The organism is Streptomyces albus subsp. chlorinus, from assembly GCF_013302895.1.
Lineage (GTDB): Bacteria > Actinomycetota > Actinomycetes > Streptomycetales > Streptomycetaceae > Streptomyces > Streptomyces chlorinus.
In genome coordinates this window covers 3,930,528-3,951,477 of record NZ_VJOK01000001.1, presented here as the reverse complement: position 1 = coordinate 3,951,477, position 20,950 = coordinate 3,930,528, and the positions used below count along the sequence as shown (strand labels likewise).

The 20,950-nt window shown below is 73.6% G+C and carries 1 protein-coding gene (running past one end of the window); it reads right to left on the bottom strand.

Annotation, left to right across the window (positions count from 1 at the left end):
* Positions 1-20,950: the start of a hypothetical protein gene (locus FM076_RS17460; RefSeq protein WP_173871844.1), read on the bottom strand. Its footprint begins 41,564 nt before the window's first position; only the first 20,950 of its 62,514 coding nucleotides appear in the window; the start codon lies at positions 20,948-20,950; the stop codon falls past the left edge of the window.

The window sequence follows — 20,950 nt, the reverse complement described above, 5'->3', positions numbered from 1 at the left end:
CCTGCTCAGGACCGAACAGGCGCTTCGTACCGTCCGGACCGTCCGGCAGCCACAGTCCCTCAGGACCCCCCTCGGCCACCAGCGCGTAAACCGGTTCGCCCGCCCATGGGGTCTCGACGGGTTCCCGCCGTGTCCCGTCCGCACCGATGACGCCCCAACGCGACAGGTCGATGTCACCGAGCGGCTGCGACGCATAGTTGCGGCCTCGGCCCGCGACTCCGCCGATCCGTGTCTCAGCCGCATACACGTACTGAGGCGACGGAACAGCAGAGGTCTGACCGACCGGGGCAGGGGCCTGGAAACCGCGGGGCACCTGCGCTTGGGACAACGCGCTGGCGAAGGGGTTGCCGAGGGCAGCACTCTGCGGGACCTGCTGCGGCTGCTGGTATCCCTGCCATCCGGATGGACCGGTGAACGCCCCCCAGCCCGTGTTCGCGCTCTTCGTGTGGCTCTTACGCGCCACGGACTCCGGCGGCCGTTCTCCGCTCGTGTCCTCTTCCGCGTCAAGGGAGGTCCCGTCGTCCGCGGAAGTCGACACACTGGTCCCGTCGGACCGACCGTCAACCGTTCCGGCACCCTCCGTTACCGGCTCCGCGGCCCCCTCGGTGGCCACCTGGGCAGCGGACTCCGTACCGCCCTCCGCGACGAACTCCGCGACCGTGTCGGCGGCGAAGACGGCGTCCGCCAGGGAGACGAACACGCTGGGCTGCACGTGGCCGTCCGGGTCGGTCACCGTGAGGCGGGGCGGCAGGACGGGGCGGCGCGGCAGGCCGAGTTTCTCCACCAGGCGGCGCGGCAGCAGCGCCTTGTAGGTGTCACCGTCGCGCAGCACGTGCACCGACGGCAGGTCGCCCGGCACCTCGTCCTCGGTCACCGCGCCGGTGACGCCGGGGTGGAAGACGAACACGCCCTGGTCGGGTATGACCACGTGCACCGACACGTTGTGCCGGTGGGCGAACAGCTGCGGTGCGAGGTCCATGGCGGAGTTGTCGTAGCCGGCCGTCGGCACGGTCATGGCCCCGGTCTTCACCTCGGTGCCGCCCGGGCGTTCCAGCTGGCGTGCCAGCAGCTCCGCGCGCTGCTCGGGCGTGGTGGGCACGTTGAAGTGCAGCACGCCCTCTTCGTCGAACTCCTTCTGGTGCGTGTCCTTGCCCGAGGTGTCGAGCACGCCGAGTCCGGCGGCGGCGAGATCGTCCGGGGTGAAGACGTCGTCCGGCTCGCGCTCGGCCCAGTCCGCGACCAGCTCGGGGTTCGCCCGCACCCAAGCGGCCAGGTCGGCGCGGACCTGCGCGGCCCGCTGCGCGGAGGTGACGCCCTCGTAGGGGTTCTGCGTCAGTCCGGCGTGGTCCAGCGCGGCCAGCCCCGCGTCCAGGGACAGCGGCAGGCCCTCGCCCTTGGTGGCCTCCGGGGTGCGCACGCTGTGCGGATCGAAGACGTCGTAGACCGTGCCGTCCGGGCCGGTGTAGCGGGTCACCGCGTCCTCGCCGGGCTCCCGTACCGGCTCGAAGCGCACCGACGCGTCCAGGGCCTCCTTCCACCGGAGCGCTTCCCGTTCGGTCTCCGACAGGTCCCGGGTCGCCCTCGTCGCGGGCAGCGCCGACGGCTGGGGGAACCGCTGCGGGTCGGTGGCGAAGTCCAGTACGGCCTGCTTCACCTTCGCCCGGTGCAGCTGGTTCTCCAGCCGCGCCACCTGGTCCCGCTGCTCCTCGGTGACGGTGGCGGCGCCGTGCGCGGCGCGGGCGCCGCCGGCAGTCGTCGTCGGGACGCCCTTCCAGGCCGAGTCCAGCTGCGTCTGGAGGACCTCGACCTCGCGCGGCTGCGTGTCGAGCGGACTGCCCGCGGACAAATGGGTGCGGATCTCCTGTGCCAGCGTCTGGCGGGTCTCGGCCTCCGTCTGCCCGCGGCCCTCGTCCTCCTCGCGGTCGGACTCGCGCGCCTCGCGGTCCAGCCGGTCCAGCTCCTCGTCGATGGCTTGGCGCATGCCCTCACCGGTGCGGACGACGTCGGCCAACGCCTCCTGGAGGTAGGCCAGTTCGCCGCCGCGTACCGCGGCCACGTGCGCGTCCCCCGCGTCCAGCGCCGCGTTCAGCTCCGCCCGCTTGGCCCGGACCAGGCCCCGCAGCGCGTCCGCCTTCAGCCACTCCCGCAGCTCCAGGTGCTGCGGCGGCACCTGCGGGCCGTTCCACCAGTCACCGGGCGAGTCGGCACGCCTGACCAGGTCCTTCACGTCCCGCCGCCGGTAGAGGGGGACCTCCGGCGGTGCCTCGTGGGGCGACGGCGCCGCCACCTCGTCCTGACCGACCGGGGCGAGGGGGTGCTGGGCGGCCTTCAGCTCCTCGTCCAGCTCGTGCGGCTTCCAGGCGGCCGGCGGCTCGCCGGTGCGGGTCGCCGGGTCCTGCTGGTACCACTCCGTCAGATCCAGCGCCGACAGCTTCGCCTCGGCCTGATCGGCCCCCAGCCGCTCGTAGGCGTCCCGCAGCCCGGCCCGCTCCACCAGCTGTTCACCCAGCCGCCGGACGAGGTTCTCGTACCGGTCGCGCAGCGGTACGGCGTGCGCCTCGGTCCGCTCCGGCTCGCTCAGCAGGTCGTACAGCTCCTTGTAGATCCTCTCCACACGGATGTCGGCCGCCTCGAGCTGCTTGTAGACATCGCGGATCTTCTCGTGGAGCGCGTCGACACGGTCCCAGGCGGTGCCGACCACCTCGGGGTAGGTGCTGTCGTCGATCAGCCCGTACTCCCGCGCCTGCCGCTCCGGCACCATCAAGTACAGCGGTTCGTCGTCCACGAACGACGAGGCGAAGGCTTCGGCCCGCTCGTGCCCGAAGTGCATCCGCCCACGCACGGCGCGGTGCACCCAGTCCTTCCACTCCTTCGGCCAGTTCTTGCCGACCCTGGCCTCCACCCACTGCTCCAGCCCGGAGATCCCGACCAGCAGCTGCGGCTCCCTGACCGGAACCCCCCGCACCTGGTAGACGGACTTGTCCGCGTGCTGGCTGGCACCGGTGTCGCCTGCCCCGAGCATCGGCAGGTTGTCGCTGGGGAAGCTGTTGCCCGTCGTGGTGCCCGAGTTGAAGGCGGGGTGCCCGCCGAACGACACCGCCGCCTCGATGCCGGACGCACCCTGCTCGAACTGGTCGGTGTTGGCCACCTGCTGGTCGGTGTACTGCCCGAAGGTGCGCGTGGCACCGTGCACCTTCCATCTGGCTCCTGCGAGGAACCTCCACCACACCCGCATATCCGCGTGCGCGTCGCCCACGGCGCTGCCGTTGTACACCCGCGGCAGCCGGTAGCCCCGCGGCCCCACGGCGTCCGGCCCCTTGAGCCGGAGCGCGCGGGAGCCGAGCAGCCGGCTCATCTCGACCTGGGCCTGTGTGCCGGGGCGCGTCAGGGACGTGTAGTCCCGGCCGCGCACCAGCGGGCTGCGGGACGCCCAGTCCCGCACGTCGCGCTGCCGCTGCGAGATGCCCCGCAGCATGCCGCTCCACCGCTTCGGGACGATCCGCAGGGCCTTGCCGCCGCCGGACACACGTGTCCCCGACGACTCGGGCGCGGGCTCCACCGTGACGGTGGTGACGGTGTAGCCGTTGGAGGTGCCGGCGAAGATGAGGTCGCCCGGGTCCCAGGTCAGGCCCGGGGTGGACGCGTCGTCCCCGGGCGCCTGGGCCTCACGGGGCCCGTCGGCCACGGAGAAGCCCGTGGTCACGGTGATGGCGTGCGCGGGGCCGGGGTCGGCCGCGATGGTGGTGGGGGTTCCCGTCCCGGAGGCGCGGACGAGGGCGCCGAGCGGGATGTCCTCGGTGTTGCGGAAGGTCGCCGGGACGAAGGAGGCCGAGGACGCCGAGGACGCGTCGTCGGCGGTGCCGGCGGCGAGCCGCGTCGTGACCGCGTCGCCGCCCCCGGCCGGCCGCTGCTCGCGGTACCAGTTGTACGCACGGGCCAGCACGGCCTCGGCGTGCTTCTCCCGCTGGAGGCCACCCGGGGCGTTGAGCACGGTGACCTGCTTGTCCTGGAGGAGCCGTACCAGCGGATGGTCCTGCGGCGCGGCCAACCGGTCGCCGGGGCGGACCGGGACGACGACGGGTTCCTTGCCCGCCTCCGCCCGCACCGCCGGCGCCCGCACCGCCGGCGCCGTCACCTCCGCACCGTCCGGCCGGACGGCCTCCGCAGTTCCGGCGGCGGTACCGGCGGCGTCCTGACGGACGGGCAGCACCAGCAGGTCCGGGTACACCTCACTGAGCCGGCCGGCGGGCTCCAGCACCGCGAACTCGGTGCCGTCGTCCCGGGTGTAGGTCACTTCCACCCACTGCGGGACGTCGAACTTCCAGTCGCCCGGCATGGCCAGCGCCGGGTTGCGGCTCACCTCGTTGGTGACGCTGGTGCTCTGCACGTTGGACGAGGCCGCGGTGACACCGGGGGCCAGGACCGTGTTGTGGCCCTGGGCCTCACCCGAGGCGTCGTTCTTCTCCGTGCCGAAGACCGCGGTGAGGGGCAAGGGCGACGTCACCTTCTTCGGCCGGGAGGTGCCCAGGCTCCGCGTCTTCTTCTCGGTGAGGACGAGTTCCTGTTCCACGTCGATGTTGTGGTGTGCGTCCCGGTACCGCGGCTCACCGCGCACCAGCCGCACCCGCACGGTGCCGCTCAGCGACCCGAGGTGGAAACGGTCGAAGAACTGGTTGTGGTAGTGCCGCGTCGAGAGCCCCTCCGGGGTGCTGAGCTGGTCGTACATGGACCTAACGAGGTGCGGGTTGCGCAGCAGGAGGGCGAACTGGTCGTAGAGCCCGCCCAGGTCGCGGATACCGCTGGCGGGCAGGACCTTGCCCAGCTTCTCCGACGCGAGTGCCCGCCGGAAGGCGTCCAGTACGCCCCGGGGATCGAGCGCCCCCTCGGCCGTCGCCAGGATCGGCGTCGGCAGCAGCGGCCGGACGGCCGGCAGCGGCTTCGGCCTGTCCAGACCGTTGCTGACCAGCCCCAGTTCCACGGCCGACTTCAGGTCCCGCAGGTCCGTCGACCTCGACTGGACGAGCACGGCGCCGACCTTTTCGTGCTCCTTGGAGAACGGTCTGTTGGACTTGATCCTGGCGGAGACCACGTAGACCGTGCTGTCGTGCTCGGTGCGCGCCTGCCGGCCGCCGCGGGTCTGGCCGGCCTGGAAGGTGAAGGACAGTCCCTGCGACACTCCCTCGCTCTTCATGCGCTGCCACGGCGTCCAGGACGGTCCCGTGATGATCGTGGCCGGCAACGCGTCCGGCACCCCGTTGTTGATGCTGCCCCAGCCGGACGCCCGGACGCCGGCCTCCCAGCCACGCTTGCCGGCGGTGCCGCTCCCCACGGAGATGGGGCCCGCGTAGCCGGCCTCACTGTGCAGGCCGCCGTTCAGGATGGGGCGGACGCGGTGCCCCTGCTGGAGGGCCGTGACATCCACCTCGGCCTCCAGGCCGAAGAACCGTCCCGTGACCTTGACCCGCACCGCGGGCCACTGGCCGACGAGCATCGCGGCCAGGTGCGACTCCAACTGCCCCGGGGCGAGGGACATGTCGATGGTCTGCCGCTCCGTGGTGCCGGTGGCCGACAGCATCCACCGGGTCTCCTTCGGCGACATCTCCGCGATCATGTTCGCCATCAGGTCCGCCAGCGGATTGGCGTGCCCGACCCACAGCGGCACCTGGTGGACGTGCTCCTCCGGCCGGAACGGCCGCCGCATGAGGGCGTCCCGCAGCGCCCGCGCCTGCGGCTCGGTGAGCACCCGGGAGGAGGGCGGGGGCGGCGCGTTGTGCTGGGCCCGCTCCTGGCCCTGGACGGTGGGCTGCACGTCGGCCGGCGACTGCTTGCGGACGTTGCTCAGGCTGTGCGGCATCAGGGCGTCGGGGACGCGGGCCACCGCTGCGACCTGAATGTGCAGCGCCCCGTCCCCCGGGCTGCCGAGCCGGACGGGCACGATGCGCGGCTGCGCGTCCGGCCCGGCGGTCCGCGGCTCGCCGTTCTTCCGCTTCCCGGCGTTCTTCCGCTTCCCGACGTTCTTCCGCTTCCCGTCGGCGAGAGCCCGCCCCTCGGGGCGCTTGCTCAGCCAGTTCCCGGTGACCGCGCGCACCGGACCACGCGGCACGGTGTGCACCTCCGCCGTGACCTCCAGGCCGAACTCCGTGCCGTAGAGGTGCACGCCGGAGTCCGAGACGACCGTGCCGTCGAAAGCGACCCCGGTCCCGGTCTCGCCCCGGCGCGACGCGGACCACGTACCGGCCACCCCGCCGCCGGGCATGAACCGGCCCCCGTCGAACCTCGGCCCGCCGTCGATTCCCGCAGTGACGCCGCCGCTCTGAGTGGCGTTGGAGGAGTTACCCGCGTCAGTGCCGCCGCGGTAGCCCCCACGCGTGTTCTCGTGCGGTTCGTAACCCTTCCACTTGAAGTCCCCCCAGCTGGTGCCGCGGAACTTGAGCACCAGCGTGCTCTGGGACAGCAGCCCGGGGCGCCGGAGTTGGACGACGTAGGTGGCGCCCTCCTGGTCGAACGTCGTCCGCATCCAGGTGTTCAACGACAAGGGCGAGAACCCCTGGTCGATCAGCTGCTGGTTGCGGAGCGCGTTGATCGCCTTCCGGTGCAGGGTATCGAAATGAGGCTTCACCGGGCGCCGGTGCGGTATCGGCCTGCCGCGCACGGCGGCCCACGCCGCCCGCCGGGCGTCGCCCATCCGCACCTTCGCCTTCCTCAGCGGCGGGTGCAGCCTGCGATCGGCCTCGCGGAAGCCTTTCCGGATCCTGGACGGCTCCGGGGCGATCCACTTCCGAAGCCGGGGGTCGGACTCCAGAACCCGGGAGACCAACCGCCTCAGCTCCGCGGGACCGATCAGGGTCGGCTCCTCCACCACCGGGGACGGGGCCTCCGCCGGGCCGTCGAGCGGCGAGGGGGGCACCTGGAGCCGTTCCGGCACAGGGGGAGCCGAGCTTCCCCGGCGCCGGTCGCGAAGCTGGAGCGGAAGCTCCTGCGGGCGCTCGGCCGCTCCGGTCACCGTCCCGGCCCGCGACCTGCGGCCGCGCGGGACGCCGAACCGCGCCTCGCTCCCCTCGGCGTCCGGCAGCCCCAGCAGCCCCTGGTCGCCCAGCGCGTGCTGCGCAGACCTGGTACGGCGATGCAGCGGGGACGGCAACCGTGCGGCGTCGCTGCCCGGCGTACTGGACCCGCTGCGCGAGGAGTTGGCCCGGATCCGGGGTGCGAAGCCCAGCAGGGGTGAGCGGGGCCGAGGGGGCTGCGTCCTGGGCTCGTTGAGCAGTTCGGCACGGCTCACCAGCATCTCGACGCCGTAGGCCATCAGCGCCAACGGGTGGCGTCCCCGCAGCTCGGGCGGCATCTCGGGCACGTGCAGCGGCTCGCCGTCCGCGCCCTTGACCCTCCGGCCGGGGTCCCAGCCGCCCAGCTTCCGCGCCTCGGTCCGGGGCGTCTGGAGCCGGACGTTGCCCTCGAAGGATGCCACCAGGCCCTTCGGGTCGGCACCCTTCAAGTCGGACGGCTGGGGCAGACGGGCCAGGTCGTGCGGCGCGTTCACCGTCAGGCTCACCTCGACGGGGCCCTGGTAGAGGCCCTTGGTGCCCTTGTCCTCCCGTCCCGTGTACACGCCGCCGGTGTGCGTGACCGTGTTGGCGTCGGTCCTGCTCGTGCCGAGTGTGAATCCCGCGCCGCCCATCACCCGGAAGGTCGGGACGTTGGCCCCGACGCCTCCGCTGACCGTGACCGCCAGGCTCTTGTTCAGCCCCCGCTCGTGCGCGACGGAGGGCATGTACTCCTTCTCGTTCCGCAGCGTGGAGTCGTAGACCGGACGGTCGAGGCTCGCCGCCTTCCCCGGGGCCGGCCGCACCGTCCACTCCACGGAGCCGGCGATCTGGCCCGAGTTGGTCTGGAGCAGAACCTTGGTGCCCCCGCTCTGGTTGGCCAGGAACATGTCCTCGCTGAGCCGGGACTCCTGGAAGCTCCTCAGTACCTGGTCGACGCCCCTGTCTTCCAGAGTGAGGCCGGTGAACTTCTGCAGGGTCGGCAGCAGCCACTGCAACAGCTCCGGGGCCACGGTGAGCTGTCCCGTGGCCTGGTCCGGCAGCTTCCCGTCGGCGAACTCGATGGCGCGGGGCAGCCCCTGGGGCTTGGCCGGCACCTTCTTGGTCATGCCGTCCGGCACCCGCCACTCGAAGCCGTCGCGGACCACGAACCGCAGGACGTGCGGCGTGTCCTGCCCGGCCGCCGCGGACGGCATCAGCGTCCCGTTTTTCGGGTGCTGGTCGTACAGCTCGACGTCGTACAGCGCCTTGTTGGTGTACGCCTTGCCGCCCACCTGGTCCCGCACCTGACGGGTCTCCTGGACGGCCTGCTGGAAAGTGCTCTTGTACTGCTCCCGGTTGTGGGAAAAGCTGAGGTCCACGCGGAGCAGGCCGCTGGGGTCGCCCATCGGCGGCCAGAAGCCGCCGCCGAGGGAGGCGGCACCCGGGGAGTCCTTCTGGGCCGCCCGGACGCTCTTGTCGTGGGTGCGCTGCCGCTGGTGCACCTTGAGGCCCGTCGCGGTGTCCTCGACGCCCTCGGCGCTCCGGGTGCCCTGGGGCGCCTCGTAGACCGCGTAGTCGCCGAAGTTGCGCATCCGGATCCTGGCCAGCCGCCAGACGCCGTCCGCGCCCCGGAACGTGACCGCCTTGCCGTCGCCCGCCGGGCCGGGTTCGGTCGCGTGCTGCCGCTCGCCCGGTGTCCGGGGGATCTCGCCGAGCAGGTTGTGCGGCCGGCCGGACATGTCGCCCAGCAGATCGTTGTACAGCCGTCCCACGTCCTTGGGATGCGGCCGGAGGGCCTCGACGATCTTCTGCGCCACCGTCTCCGGCTCGTGCAGGATGATCTGGGTGCCGCTCTCCCGGACGGCGTGCTTGCGCAGGCTGCTGCCGTCCGCGAAGGTCTGCACGCCGCTCTCGTCGAAGGACGGGTCGCCCGCGCCGCCGGGCTGGACCACGTACATGGCCCGGACCGTGTCGAAGGCGGCGGCCTCGGCGGGCAGCGGCACCGTGCCCGCCACCAAATCCTCGGTGCGGGGGGCGGAGGCGCTGGTGGCGGTGCCGGTGGTGGCGGCCTCGGTGGCGGCTGTGCTGCTGGTGGTGGTGGCGCCGGTGGCGGTGCCTGTGGTGCCGGACCGGTCCGACGAGGACGCGCCCGTGCCCGTCCGCCCCTGCCGCTGCCCGAGGAACACCTCGCGGTGCAGGTTGCGCAGGTAGTCCAGCGCCCGGTCGTACGCCGGCCCGTCCTCGTAGAGCCAGTCCTCCGCCGAGCGCCGCGGGAACCCCATGAGGTCCCACGCCTGGTGGCGGCGGCGCACGATGAACTGCGCCCAGGAGCGCTGCTCCGACTCCGACATCGGGCTCGGTTCGCCGGTGGGTGTCGTCTCCGGAACGGTGGTCGGCACGGCCGGGTAGCCATGGAGCCTGTGCTCCTGCCGCGGTGGCCGCATGCCGTGCCGCAGGCGCCACCAGGTGCGCCGGTTCTCCAGGTTCTGGACGGTGATACGGAGGGTGCGCACCTCCTCGCTGTAGTCGGCGCCCAGTTCGGACGCGGTGTCGGCGGCCGACGCCTCGCTGGAGTGGCTGCTCGACGTGTCGCTGTCCGCGGAGCCCGTGGTGCTCGCGGAGTCCGACGTGCTGCCACCGGTGCCACCGGTGCCCTCGGTGCCCTGGTCGGACCGGTCGTCGTCGAAGTCCTCGGCGGCGGCGAAACGGACGGAGTTCTCCCGTCGAACCGGCTCCGCCGCCCTGTCGTCGGACGCGGCGGACTGAGACGTCCCTGTCCCCTGGCCCTCCGACGCTTCCTGGCCCGCCGACGCTTCCCGCGCTTCCTGCGCCGATTGCGCCGTGCGCGACAGCTGGGCGGAGGTGGTGACCTCCGCGGAGCCGTCCTGTTCCTCCGGGGCGACGGAGGAGGCGGAGGAGACGGAGGAGTCGTCCTCGGAGGGCTCGCGGGGGGCGTTCACCGCCTTGTCGGCGGTCCCAGCGGTGGCCTCCTCGGCCGCCTCGGTCACCGTCTCGCCGCCGGCCTGGGCGGCGGTCTCGTCGGTGCTCTCCTCTGTGGCCTCGGTCGCGGTCTCGCCGGCGGTGTCGGTCCCGGTGTCGCTGGCGGTGTCGTCGTCGGCCTCGCTCAGCGTCTGCCCGGCGGTCTTGTCGGCGGTCTGGCCGGCAGCGGCGGTCCCGGACGCGGACCCGGCGTGGGCGCCGTCCAGGAGGTCGTCGCCCACCCGGCCGCCGGACGCGCTGTCGTCCGCCCGCGCGTCGGCCTCGTCGATGTCCACCCACGCGTCGGAGTCGTCCGCCGCCTGGGCGGTCCGCTCCCGGTGGTCGGCCACCCCGGCGGCGAACCGGTCGCCGGTCGCCGCCTCCGCCGCCGTCCAGGAGGACGCCAGCGACGCCGGCGCCCACAGCCAGCGGGACAGCTCGCGGGCGTCGGCACCCATCTCGGTGAGCCGGTCCTCGTCCAGGCCGTGCCGCAGCGCGAACGCGTCGGCCGCCGCGCCCACCCGGTGCAGCGCGGGCTCGGCCCACGCCTCGAAGTCGAAGTGCGCCGGCAGGGCGCCGCTCAGGACATCGGCACGCCGGTCCCACGTCCTCACCTGGGCGTTCAGACCGCTCGGCTTGCCGAGATGCGCGTCGAAGGTGTCGCGGAACGCGGCGTCGGTCTGCCGCGCGTAATCCTCGCGTATCCGCTGCACCGCCTCCGGTGCCAGCGTCTGCCCGGGGTGCTGCTCCTCCCAGGCGGCCAGTTGCTCGTCGAAGCGGCGCGTGGCCTGAGCGTGCGCGGCCCGGCGGCCCAGCTCCTCGGCGAACTTCGTGTGCAGCCGGTCCGCGTCGGTGACCCGGGAGTGCTGCGTACGCCACTGGGACGTCCAGTAGTTCTGCCCGAGGTCGCCCCGCCAGTGGTTCCAGTGGTCGAGCACCCGGTCGACCCTGCCCGGCACGAAGCTGCCCTCGGAGAAGAACCGGTCGAACACCGCGGCCGCCGTCTTCGCCGTCCCGACCTCCAACGGCAGCAGGACGGAGGCGTCCAGCCCGGAGCCGGAGGCGACGCCGAAGCGGCGCCGGAACGCCCCGTCGACCAGCCCCTCCTGGTTCTCCCAGGACCGGACGGCCTTCTCCACCTGCCGCACGGCGTCCTGCTGGACGGCGCGGCGGGCGGCGTGGTGCAGCAGCCGGCCCGGGATACGGGCGGCCACATCGGCGTACCGCTGCTCCCAGTCGGCCCTGTCACCGCTGGTGGCGTGCCGCGGCGGTACGTCCTGGAAGGTCAGGTCGAACGCGGCCCGCAGCTCGCCCTCGGCCTGCTCGTGCACGGCGGCCACATCGGCCTGCGACAGCACCGCCTCCACCGGCACGCCCGGCGCCAGCACGCCCAGCAGGGAGCCGAGGCGGGTGGGCAGGACCCCCAGGGCGTCCTGGAAAGTTTTGCCCAGCCGCTGCCGTTCGACCTGGAGGCTCGCGGCGCGGTCGGCCTGCTCCCCCACCCTGTCGGCCAGCGCGTGCGCCCGCTCGCGGACCCGCTGCACGGCGTCCCGCAGCCCCTCCTGCGCGGCGGCCGGGGTGTCGAACACCTCGCCGGCCACCTGCGACAGGTCCCGCAGGAAGGCGTCGCGCACCTCCTCCCGCGCGGCCTCGGCGGCCGGGGCCGGGACCTGACTGGCCTCCTCCGACCGCAACCAGGCGTCGAAGGACCGGTCGAACAGCCGGCCACCGCGTGCCACGACGGCCTGCTGGGCCAGGCCGCGATCGAACTGTCCGGCCAGCCGCTCCCACGCCTCGTCGGCGTCCTCGCCCCCGGAGCGCAGCCGGCTCTCGTGGGCCTGCCACGCCTCCTGGTACACCCGGCCGGCATCGATGCGGAGATCCCGCACCAGCCCCCGGCGCAGCGACGCCCAGGCTTCGAACGCCTCGTCGTAGAGTCGCCGGTCCTCCTCCGACACGCCCTGGGTGCCCTGAGCGGGCACCACCTGCGTCTGGGCGTCGGACCGCGTCCCCGCCTGCGACCCGGGCTCCGCCTGCGCCTGCTCCTGCTCCCGCGCCTGCTCCTGCGCCCGTTCCGCTTCCCGCTGCGCGGAAAGCTTCGCGTCGAACAGGTCCTTCAGGAGCGTCGGCCATGCGGCGCGCCGCCAGTCGTCCTCCGCCGCCCAGGACGGCGCGGCCGGCACGGACACCTGCGTCGTCGCGCCCGACTGCTCCTGGGCGCCGCTGCCCTGCTGCCCGGCCTGCTCCTCGGCCTGCTGCTGATCGGTCTGCTGTCCGGCCTGCTCCTCGGCGTCGGCCAGGGACGCCTGGTGGGCCAGGTAGGCGTCGGCGTACGCGGTGCGCGCCGCCTGCGCCTGCTCCTCGGCCCAGTCCACGACCCGCCGGTCGTGGACGACGGCCGTGTCCTGCTCGGTCTGTTGCCGGGACACGAGCCCGTCGAACTCGACGTTCGCCCGGTGCCGCATGCCGGCCACCTTGGCGAGCGCGTCCAGCCGGCGGACGAAGTCCCGCTCCGCCGCGGCCCGCTCGTCCTCCGAGAGGAGGCCGCGGGTGCCGAAGCCCAGCTCCTCGCCGTACTCCTGGAGAAGGTGCTGCTTCCGCTCCTGGAACCAGCCGTTCGTCTCCCGGTCCCAGCCCCCGGTGCGGCCCCGCTCGGCCAGTCCCACCAGGTCGTTCGCGTGCAGCCCCGCCTTCTGGGCGCGTGCGGACAGGTCCCGCACCGCCTGCCGGAAGTTGTCCGTCAACTCCTGCCGCTGGGCTGCGAGGTCCTCGGGAGCGGTCTCCTCCACCGCGCTCCAGTCGTGCCGGAACTGGTCCTGGAGGCCGCGGAGCTGCTCCTCGTACGCCGGACGCATCGCGGACGGCAGTTGGTGGCCCAGCAGCCGCGGGGTGAGCCCTTCGTCGTCGACAGGCTCGTACATGACCTGGTCCACGACACGACCGGCCCGCTGGGCGTCCCGCCACTGCTGGTGCGCCTGGGCGTAGCGCTGCGTGAACCGCTCGGCCAGGTCGGCGACGGCGGGCGCGCCGCGGTCGGTGTCCTCCTGGAACGCCACCCCCGACTCGGCCACGGCCGCGTGGAAGTCGGCGCGCACGCCCTTGGCGGCCTGGGAGTGGTGGAAGTCGCTCTCGTACGTCTCCCAGGGCTGGAAGGTGAAACGGGGGGCGGGCCTGTCCGGGATCACGGTGGGCACGATGTGTTCGTCGAACCACGCGTCGGCCGCCTGCTGCCGCACGACGCCGTCCACCTTGTCGTGCAGCTCGGCGGCGACCGCCGCCTGCTCGTCGCCCGGCCGGGCGTGGGTCCACGCGTCGGCGAACCACTCGCGGACCGGCCGCAGCCGGGGGGTGTCCGACAGCGACAGCCCGGCGTGGTCGCCCAGCTGCTCGTCGAACACCTGGTAGGCCGTCTCCCGGTCCTCGACGGTGTCCCGCACCGAGGCCAGCTTCGCCAGCGCTTCCTGGGCGGCGTCCGGCACGGTGCTCGGCGGCGCCTGGACCTCCTGCGCAACCCGCGACGCCTGGGACGCCGCGTCCGAGGCTCCCACCGCGAGCGCGGACGCGGGCACCGCCGCGTCGGCTTCCGCGAGCCCCGAGGCGCCCTGGAAGCCCGTGGCGCCCTCGAACCCTGCGGCACCCGCGAATCCCGTGGCGCCCTCGGCGCCCTCGTTCAGGCCGGGGCGCGTGCCGCCGAACTCCTCGTCCAGCACCTCTTCGACGAACGGAGACCGGTCCTGACCCGAACCCTCCGCCCGGACGCCGCCCTCCTCCCACAGCCGCGACTCGTGGGCGACGGCCGACTCGTACGTCGGCAGCTCCGGCGCCCCCTCCGGCTCGACGAGCAGCTGGTCACCGCCCCCGCGGACGATGCCGCCGGCCTCCGCGTCGGGCACCTCCTCGACGGTGGGCGTACGGTACCGGCCGATGTCTTGGGCACTGGGCACCGGCGGCGGGGACGTGCGCTCGGACCTGAAGGTCTTCAGGTCCATGTGCCACTCGGGGTTCTTCCGCCACGCCTGGTAGGCGGCCTCCCGGTCCTGGACGCGCGCGTTGAGGGTGGACCAGCGCTGCCGTATCTCGTGCATCAGGTCGGCACGGATCTGCTCCGCACCGCGCACGCCCGACATCTTCTCGTAGGACAGCCAGCCCTCGTGGAAGCGGTCCTCGATGTTCTTGGCCTGCTGCTCGTAGTAGGTCCGCACGCGCGGATCGGCGAACGAGGCGGCGGGCAGCCGGTGCTCCTGGGAGAAGGAGCCGTCCGAGAGCTTCCGCACACCGAGCGCCTCTGCGCGGACGCTGTCCCTGCCCGCGGAGCCGCTGAAGAGCTGCTGCATCCGCCGGCGCCCGGCGGCGGCCTCGGCGGCGTCCTGCTCCCGCTGCGCCTGGAGCCGCGGCTCCTCGGCCCGGTTCCAGTGCTTGTCCCACTCCTCCTTCAGGGCCTTCCCGAAGGCGTCGCCGTCGCGCTTCTCCTGGGCGAGCGCGGCCTCCACGTCGCGGTCGCCGGGTCCCCAGACGTCGTTGTGGTTGTGGGCGTGCCGCTCGCGGTACTCGGCGGCCAGCTTGTCGAAAGCCAACTCGTCGACGTCCCACAGCCGCTCGGCGCGTCCGGTGAGCGGGTTCACCGCCGGCCGGCCGAACAGCTCGCCCTTGCGGTCCGCCAGCTCGTGCGCCGTACCCAGCTCGTCGGAGCCCCGATCGGCGTACCGCGGGTTCGTCGTCAGGTCGTGGAACGCCCGGCCGCCCTCGGCCAGCGCCGACTTCTGCAGCTCCTCGTACCGGAGGCGGTCGGGCAGGGACCGCACATTCGGCTCGAAGTGGTTCCTGAAGAACTCCTCCTGGCGGGACCGGAGTTCCTCGCGCGTCCACACGCCGTCCGGGGTGATCTTCTTGCTGAAGTCGTGTGCCGCCCGCTCGGCGTCCACCGCACGCGCGAGCGCCTCGTCCGCCCGCTTCTGGGCGGCGTCGACCTTCTGCCAGAGCCCCATGTTCGTACGGAACCGCGCGGCCTCGGCGCGGGCGTCCTCGACCACCCGCTGGAGGTTGTGCGCCTCGGTGCGGAGCCCTTCGGCCCGCTCGGTCAGCGCACGCAGCTCAGCCCCGGGCAGACCGATCACCTCGTTGTAGGCGTCGGTCGTCGACTTGAGGAACTGGTCCCGCACCAGGACAGCTTCCGGAGTGTCAGGGTCACCGACCCGCTTGGCGAACTGCTGCCCGGCCAGGTCCCGCATCTGGTTGACGCCGACGTGCCGGTCGATGCGGCCGGGCATGTACGCGTTCAGCCGGATATCCTCCTGGACCAGGGTCTCGTTGTAGCGCGACCAGTCCTGGGCGGACATCTCCTCCGGCTTGCGGCCCCCCATGGCCTTGTCGGCAGCGGCCTTGACGTCGGCCATGTGCTCGTCGACCAGCGCCTTCCGGTCGATGCCGGCCAGGTTCTCGCGGCTGACCTGACGGTCCGAGATCAACCACCGGTGGAGGTGCTCGGGCAGGTCCGCCCTGTTCTCCTGGCGGAGCTGTTCCTCCAACGCCTTGGAGGTCAGCCGGGATCGCCAGGTGTCCTCCACCTGCGGCAGCTTGGGGAACCAGCGCCCGTCGCCCGCCCACTCCGTGAGCGGCGTGGCCCGCACCTCGGTCTCGGGCAGCCCGTCCTTGGCCGGCAGCTTGTCGGTGGCGGCGCGGTAGTCGGCGCGGAACTCGTCGTACAGCTTGGTCCGCTCGGCGTGCGGGATGGTGTCGCCGATGCCCACCTCGCGGCTGAGCCGGCCGAAGGCGCCGTCCGCCTCCCACTCCAGGGCCAGCCGGCTGTCCAGGCCCTTGAACAGCGCGTCGACGCGTTCGCCTGCGGCGGCGACGAATCCGTCCATGTCGCCCCGGCCCGTGCCGATGCCGTACTCGTCGGCGAGGCGGCGGACCTCTTTGACGATCGCGTCGCCGAGCTCGGCGCGTGCCTGGCCCTCGGCCGCGGGCGAGGAGAACTCGGGCCTGTCGAACGGCGCGTCGGGACCGCTCGGGCGGGTGGACGCCACGGCGGCCGGGGAATCGCCGGTGCCGTGCTGCCGCACCGGTGCGGTGTGGGTCGCGCCGTCCGGGACGGCCGGGCCGCCTTCCACGAGCGTCTGCGTCTTCGGCGGATGCGCCCCGAGCTTGGCCACCAGGTCGGCGGCCTGCTGCTCGAACTCCGCACGGTCGATCCGGCCGTTGAGGAACCGGTTGGCCGTGGGGCCCACCAGTTCCTGTGCCTCCTCGTGGAGCCGCGTCACGCTGTCCCGGGAGGGCTCGAAGCGCACGGGGTTCGCCGGAACGTCCCCCTGGGCGACGGCGTCCGACCGGGGCACGGGGTGCGACTCCAGCCCGTCCCGGCGCCCGCCCATCAGATCCGAGACGCGCTGCGCGAACTCCTGCCGGCCGATGCGTTTGTCGGCGAACTCACGCACCGCCGCCGCGACCTTGTCGCCGGTGCTCGGCTTCGTCAGCTTGTTCGCGGACGGCCGGTCCGCGACCGTCTCGCCCGCGGTCCGTCCGCCTGCGGCCGACTCCACACCGTCCGGCTCACCCGCGCCCCGCGAGGTGGCCTGCACACCCTCGAACTCGTCCCGCGACAGCTCCAGGGCGTTGCGGCCCTGAGGCTCCTCCCGCGACAGCTCCAGGGCGTTACGGCCCTGAGGCTCCTCCCGCGACAGCTCCAGGGCGTTACGGCCCTGAGGCTCCTCCCGCGACAGCTCCAGGGCGTTACGGCCCTGAGGCTCCTTCCGCGTCAACTCCAGGCCACTACGGCCCTCGGACTCCTCGGCCCTCGCTGAGGAGCTGCCGCCCACGGGGGCGTCCGACGGCGCGCCGACCGGTGCGGTGTCGCCTGCGGCGGAGGACGCGCGGTCGTGACGCGGCCCGTGCTGGAAGTCGTCGAACCACTTCAGCACGTCGTCCCGGACCGCCCGGGCCATGACCTCCCTCTGGAACAGCTCGGGCAGGCCGTCCTCCAGCTTGTCGAACTCCCTGCGGAACTGCAGCGGGGAGATCTCGCCCTTCTGCAACTTGTCGAAGAGCGGCTGCCAGGCGCCGTCGAAGCTGCCCTTGACGGCCTCCCGCACCGGCCGCGTCGTCTGGTGGGCCAGCCACGAGTCCCTGCTGAGCATGTGGTGCGCGATGTCGGCGGGCGAGACGGTGTGGTGGAACTGGCTGAGGGCCGACTCCAGTTTCTCGTTGAACAGTTGGACGAAATGCGGGTCGTCGGGGGCCGCGTACGGCGAGTCGCGCAGGCCGGCTCCGCGCTCTGCGGCGCCCTCGCCGCGCCAGAACTCGTACTGGGCGATCTTGTAGGCGTCGGCGACCGGGGTCACCATGTGGTCCGGCACACCCGTCTCACGCGCCCACTCCACGGGGCCGTACGCGTCGTCCTGCCTCATCATGGCCGACGCCACGTGGTCCACGTCCACCTCGGGCACCCGGTCGCCGAACGCGACGTCCAGCTTGCCCCGCAAGGTCTCCGGGAAGGTCGGCAGGGAGACCAGGCCCTCCGAGGAGACCTCGCCACGGCCGCGCCCCGAGCGCCACTCCTTCAGCGCCTCCCGGTACGCGTCCGCCGCCCGTCGCACATCGGCACCGACCAGCCCCGCGTTCTCCGCCCGGGTTTCCAGGGCCACCACCGGCTCCCGCTCCGGGAAGCCCCGCTCCGGGTGGTCCCGGTGGTCCCGGTAGGCGGCCTCCAACGCGGCGTCCGCCTTCCGCTGCACCTGGGTCCGCTGCTCGGCCCAAGGGAGCTTGTTGGTGGCGAACTCGCTGTTCAGGCTCTCGGTCCTGACCTGCATGTCCGCAAGCCGGCCCGGGTCGCCCAGCTCAAGGGTGTACGAGGAGTGCCCCTCGTTCGGGTTGAAGCCGTCCTCGTTCCACGCGACCGCGTCCTGCCCGCTCCGTCCCGCCGGGCGCTCGCCCTGGCCGGCCGGGTGTCCGACCGCGCCGTCCGTGTCGGGGTGCGCCGCCAGGGAGCCGTGGTGCTCGCCGCCGGTGCGCTCGCCGCCGGTGCGCTCCGGGGTGACCGCGATCCGGCCGTCGCCCTCGTGCGTACCGCTGCCGGGCTGTCCGCTCCCCGGCCCCTCGTGGGCCGACTCCCCGGACACCGGCTGCCTGCCGACGGGTGCGCCGTGGGCGCCCGGCGACTCGTCGCGCTGTCCGGACATCCCCACCCGGCCCGCGTCACCCTCGCGCGCCACCGGACCGGACGACCCGCCGTCCGGCACCGCGGTCTCGCTCTCCGGCCCCGCCGCCGAGCCGGGCCGGGCCGGTGCCTGCCCCTCGGCCACGGGCGCCGTCTCGTCGCCCGGGGCCTGCGCACGCCCCTCGCCACCGGTGCCGTTCCGGGCCCCGTCCCGCACTCCGTCCCGCTCCGCCGGGCCGGACGCCGGCCGACCGGGCGCCGAACCTCCCGTGGCAGGCGTCTTGTTCGTCGCGGGCGGACCGGACTCGCCGGCCCGCTGCTGCTGCGGACCCCGCGACGCCGGACCGTCCCCGGCCCGCGCGGTCTCGCCCCGCGCCGTGTCGCCCCGCGTGCCGTCGCCGCGCGTGCCGTCGGCCCGCTGACCGGCCGCCCACGCGGACTCCTCGCCGCCCCGCTGACCCTGACCCTGGAGGTGGTCCGGACCCGCCTCACGCTCCTGGCCCTGTGGGCGGGCAGAGTTCTCCCCCGAGGCGTCGGACGTGCGCGTCGAGGTGCCGTCGGTGACGGCGGTGCCGCCGGTGCCGCCGGTGCCGTCCTCGTGCTGGCGCGTCCCCGTCTGCTCCTGCACGGGTCGGTTGTTCGTGGTGCCGTCGGGCCGGTACTCGCCGGCGCGGTCCCCGGGCGGCGTCGTCCTCGCCGGCGGCGGAGCCTGCTCGTGCGGAGCCGCCGCACCTGTGCCGGCCCTCGGTACGGGGGGCACCAGCGCCGCTTCGCCACCACCCGTCGCCGCCGGCGGGGTGGGGCCTTCCACCCTGCCGCCGGGAACCACGTGCTGATCCGGGCCCTGGGCACCGGGCTGCCCGGTCTCCGCGGGCTGCCGGACCTGCACCTCGGGCGCGCCCGCCCCGCTCTCGTTTCCGGGCCGCGCGACGGTGTCCGCACCGTGGTCCGCCTCCTGCACGCGGCCGGACGAACCACCCTCCGGCGGCGCGTTCGTGGGGTCCTGCGGTGAGATGCCCTGCTGCTCCGCGTCCCTGGGCGGCAGGGTCTGGGACGACGCGCTGCTCTCCCCACCACGGTCACCCTGCGGCGGGGCCGCCAGGTCACCACCACGCTGCGACTGCGACGGCGGCACCGCCAGGTCGTCACCCCGCTGGAACTGCCGGTCGCCGCCCCCCGGAGGTGCGGCATTGTTGCCGCCGTCCTCCGCACCGGAGTTGCCGCGCTGCTGGGCGGGCGGCGGGGCGCCGACGTGTTCGTTGCCGGACGGCGGCGTCCCACGTCCACCGGGCCCGACGGGGACCAGCGGGTCGCCACCGGACGCGGTCCCGCCCGGACCGGACGTTCCCACCTGGTCCTGCGGCGGCGCCGAGCGCCCCGCGTCGGAGGACGGCGAACCGGACGACTGGTGCTCGGTACCGGCGGGTGAGGTGCCCTCCGGGACAGGGGGTTGCGCGGTGCCGTCCGGAGGGGGTGTCCGCCCGTCCGTGCCGACGGAGCCCCCGGGGCCGCCCTCCCGGCGCGGCGGACCCTGCGGGGGCGCGACGGTGCCGCCCCGCCCTTCGGCCGCCACCGGGCCCTGCGGCACGCCCGGATGCGGGAGGGGCGGTGCGCCGCCGGGCGGCATCCCCTCCGATCCGTGCGAGGTCCCGGGCGTGGGCGGGCCGTCAGGAGTCGTCGCCGGTGTGCCGCCCGGCCCCTCGGGAGGCGTGCCCTGCGGCTCGACGACCACGCCGCCCCGCGAACCCGCGCCCCCGTTGACACCGGGGGCGCCCGGCGCACCGGGCATGCCGTGATCGCCGCCGCCGACGGTGCCGCGCGGCGGAGGAGGGGTACCGCCCGGGGAGAAGACGGACGCCCCGGCGCGGTCGCCGCCCGTGCCCGCGGTGCCGCCGGTGGGGGTCTTCCACGTCGGGGACGTGCGGAGCCCGCCGACGTTCAGGTTCCCGTCGTTGAAGTTGGTGTTGGTGGACGCGCGCCCGCCCTCGCCGCTCTGCCACTTGGGCGCTACCGTCGTGTGGTCACCGAAGGCGGTGTTCCAGGCGGACGTCGCGGAGCCCCTGCCGCCACCCGTCGACCTCCACCAGTTCTGGACGGCGCTCCGCACGGCGTCCTGGACGCCCAACGCGCCCCCTCGGCCGCCCCCTCGCCCCAGCCCGGCGACCCCGGGGGCGAGCCCCATGAGGGCGCCGATGCCGATGTTGGCGCCCTCCATCCTCGGGTCGGAGTGATAATCCGTCCCCGCCATCGCGGCTCCGGCCTCGCCCGCGGCACGGTCGATACCGGCCGTCAGCGCCGCGCCGAGGCCCGCGCCACCGAGGAGTTCCATCGCGCTGCGGGTGAAGCTGTTGAGCACCTGCGACAGCGTCCTGCCGACGTTCGCCAGCATGGACGCGAGCCTCGCGGACAGCGATATCGCCGCGCCGAGGAACGAGCCCACGCCGAACGTCGCGAGGCCGAGAATCGTGCCGAAGATCTGCATCCAGACGCTGGCGTTCTCCGCCTTCGCCTTCTCCTCGGCCAACTCCTTGATCTTGTCGGCGTATTGGTTGATCGCCTGGCCGATCTTCCAGACGGCGTCGATGGACTTGGTCCACCGATCGCTCAGGCCGTCGGTCCAGCACTCCTGCATCGTCCGCGCGGCCTTGCTCTGCCACTTCTCGTCGAAGAACAACACCCGGTTGTCGAGGTCGTACTTCTGCTCGTAGAGCATGTCGCCGAGCCTGATCCAGGCGTTGCCCATCTCCCAGATCTTGTCGATGTCCAGGCCCTGCAGCTCATCGCGCCAGCTCTTCAC